The sequence below is a fragment of the Desmonostoc vinosum genome, assembly GCF_059505385.1.
The window spans coordinates 1-3,231 of the sequence record NZ_JCACKM010000320.1 but is presented as its reverse complement, the minus strand read 5'-3'; the positions used below and the strand labels follow the sequence as shown (position 1 = coordinate 3,231).

The window sequence follows — 3,231 nt, the reverse complement described above, 5'->3', positions numbered from 1 at the left end:
GTCCCCAGTCCCCAGTCCCCAGTCCCCAGTCCCCAGTCCCCAGTCCCCAGTCCCATCACACAATAGTTTTTTGCTGCTGATAACGGGTTTTAAACTGCTTTTGCTGTTGTTTATGATCCACAATTGGCTCAGGGTAATCAAGGGCATGGCGTTCTAAAGATGGAATTTTCCCAGTCACTAAGTATTCTGTATCTACAGATTTTAATTCGGGAATCCATTGCCGAATATATTCTCCTTCGGAATCGAACTTTTGTGCTTGACTAGCTGGGTTAAAAATCCTTACAGGTTTAGGATCCATCCCACTAGAAGCACTCCATTGCCAGCCACCGTTGTTGGCAGATAAATCGCCGTCAATTAGCTTCTGCATGAAGTATTTTTCTCCCAATACAGGATTAATTAGCAAGTCTTTGGTGAGGAAACTAGCGACAATCATTCGGCAACGGTTGTGCATCCAGCCAATTTCGTTTAACTGGCGCATAGCTGCATCTACGATTGGATAGCCGGTTCTGCCTTCGCACCAAGCTTGAAAATGTTCTGTGTTGGTTTCCCAAGGGAAGTTTTTGAAGGCGTCGCGGAAAGCACCCTCTGCTAATTCTGGGAAGTGATACATGGCGTGTTGATAAAATTCTCGCCAAGCGAGTTCCTGTTGCCATGTTTGGATACTGGCTTGTACTTCATCGCTGTGACTATTTTCTAATGCTGCTGTTGTGGCTTGCCAAACGGTGCGAATACCAATGACGCCAAATTTTAAAGCTGCACTCAGTTGAGATGTTCCATCAACTGCTGGGAAATTACGCTGTTGTTGATATTCATTGATTGCTTTATTGGTGAATTCTTCCAGTCTTGCTTGGGCTGCGGTTTCTCCTGGTGCAATAATTAATCCTCCATCCCAACTAAATCCTAAATCTTTAGCTGTTGGTAATGCGATCGCACCTGCATTTTTAGCTGTTTCTTGTTCGCTGGCTGTTAAACCCTCGACATTTTGTAGTGTGTTTGCAGGGTTTGCTTTGGGTTTACTGTGCCAATTTTTCCAGAAAGGGGTGTAAACGGTGTAGGGGCCATTACTACCTGTACGAATTTCTGCTGGTGAGTGGAGAATTTGATCCCAGTTTTGGTTGAGAAACTGGATACTCTTAGCTTTGAGAGCATCAATGATAGCGCGATCGCGTTCTTGGGAGTAAGGTTCTACATCCCAATTCCAAAAAACAGCTTTGGCTTGTAAAGCTGCTGCTAAATTTGGTATTGCTTGCACAGGATGAGCATGGAGTATTAACAACTGACTACCAGCTTGAGCATACCGTTGTTGTAATGCCTGCAAACAGCCAATCATGTAAGTAACTCTGGCTGGGGCAATATCATCCCGTTCTAAAATATTTGGATCGAGACAAAACACACCCACCACTTTTGGACTCAACTCTCTTGCCGCAGCTAGTCCTGTATTATCGGAAATACGTAAATCGCGGCGATGCCAAAACAAAATTAAATCAGACATTCCATCTTTAGGATAGTGCGCTTGTACTAGATTATAGGTTACTGGTATTTCTGAGCATCACTCTAGCGGCAAATTTTGCTAACTCAGGAATTTGGGCTGAAAATACCGTTGATACAACTGACATCTGGGTGTTGCTTTATTATTGTCTAGCTTAATTAACCCCATACTGTTTAACTTGTAAGCAATAATAGGTTCCAGTGGTATTGGTTCAGTGGCACTCATTACAGTACCAAGAGCGATCGCTAATTCTGGTTGTTTTTGCAAAGTTGCCCAATGACGTTGTAAGTGATTGTAATAAATTCCTGTTGATGTAGGTGCAGTTTCTAGTAATTGCGACAGAGTTATATCACCACAATTGAGGTGGTAAAGTGATAAATTTACTAGTCCAGGATGTCCTCCAACCATATCCATAAGTTGTCTAGCTTCCTTGCCATCAGTCCAGTCAAGTTGGTAGCACTGGGCTAATTGTTGTACCTGTTCTAGATTGAAACTGTGTAACTGAATTGGTAAACCCACGTTAAAGGGGGACTGCTGAAGCTGGAGGGGAACATAAATTTCTGTTGAATGAACTACAATCCAGCGAAACTTTTGCCAAATGGGCAGTCTTTTGGCTTCCTCATACCATGAACGCAATAGAGGTAAAACTTCTTTAGCTACATGTGGATGCTCAAAAATTTGATTCACTTCATCCAATGCTAAAACCAAAGGAGTATCTACTTGTTCGAGTACATAGCTACGGAAGTAGAGGGTGCAACTGACTTTGCTACCAATGTCTTCATCCCAATAATCATCTAACTTGGGTTCTAACTGAAGTTGCAGGGCGACATTAGCACACAACCAACGCAAAAATCGATTCAAATCGCTCAAGATGTTCTGCTCAATTTGCTCTAGATTCAAGCTAACTGTGCGGTAGCCCATACTACTCGCGTGTTCTAGAATCCTTATTAGCAGTGAGGTTTTACCCATTTCCTTGGGAGCTTTAATCCGAATTAATGCTCCAGGTTTACTAATTTCTGCATAAGCCTGGTGAGAAGCAGGCGAGTTTTCGATGTAAAAAGAAGAGTCAAGCGGAACTGCACCACTGGGAAAACGAGGTGAAATATTATTGGTATCAGTAAGTTTATTAATTATACGATTTTGCCAATGCGGCTTTGTCTGTGGTGTGTTCTGTTCCGCAGCGTAAGATTCTAGTAAGACTCGACAGTTTTTTTTAGTAACTCGCTGTCCGATAATTTCGCTGAGCTTTCGGCACAATTCTGGGGCAACAACGTTAGTAAAATACCCAGGGCTGTAGCCTTGCTCTTGGGCGATTTTGCTATATGTATGATGATTCCACGTCCCCCGCAAAATCAGAATTTCTGTAGAGTTGAGGGGACGATTTTGAGTCTCAAGTAGTTTACGGTTAACAATTTCCAGAATAGAATCAAGGTTCATGAAGGTAAAGAGCCATTTTCCTACTGTATGTGGATTGACTCAACCACGGCCTAATAATACCAGGATTTACTTACGTCAGTCTATCTGACAGTATTTGTGCTGAAAACAAAATTAATCTAAATCGGGTTCAATACCGAGTAATTGCAATTGTGCTATCAAACGTTCAGCGCGTTGCTTTTCTTGTTCAGCACGTTGCTCTTGTTGTTGGGCACGTTGCTTTTCTTGTTCAGCACGTTGCTCTTGTTGTTGGGCACGTTGCTCTTGTTGTTGGGCACGTTGCTCTTGTTGTTGGGCGCGTTGCTCTT

At 42.7% G+C, this 3,231-nt stretch carries 2 protein-coding genes and 1 pseudogene; all 3 read right to left on the bottom strand.

The window, feature by feature from the left end:
* Positions 1-55: 55 nt before the first annotated feature.
* Positions 56-1,492 carry a deoxyribodipyrimidine photo-lyase, 8-HDF type gene (locus AC5JMF_RS31885; RefSeq protein ID WP_495799713.1) on the bottom strand — a complete coding sequence of 479 codons (1,437 nt, stop codon included), beginning with the start codon at positions 1,490-1,492 and terminating at the stop codon, positions 56-58.
* A gap of 78 nt (positions 1,493-1,570) precedes the next feature.
* Positions 1,571-2,926 carry an AAA-like domain-containing protein gene (locus AC5JMF_RS31880; protein ID WP_495799712.1) on the bottom strand — a complete coding sequence of 452 codons (1,356 nt, stop codon included), beginning with the start codon at positions 2,924-2,926 and terminating at the stop codon, positions 1,571-1,573.
* 111 nt (positions 2,927-3,037) lie between these two features.
* Positions 3,038-3,231, bottom strand: a pseudogene (locus AC5JMF_RS31875) (hypothetical protein); the annotation flags it as partial.

Coding starts and splice junctions, on each gene's coding strand:
- AC5JMF_RS31885 (WP_495799713.1), bottom strand. CDS start 1,492: ATGTCTGATTTAATTTTGTTTTGGCATCGCCGCGATTTACGTATTTCC.
- AC5JMF_RS31880 (WP_495799712.1), bottom strand. CDS start 2,926: ATGAACCTTGATTCTATTCTGGAAATTGTTAACCGTAAACTACTTGAG.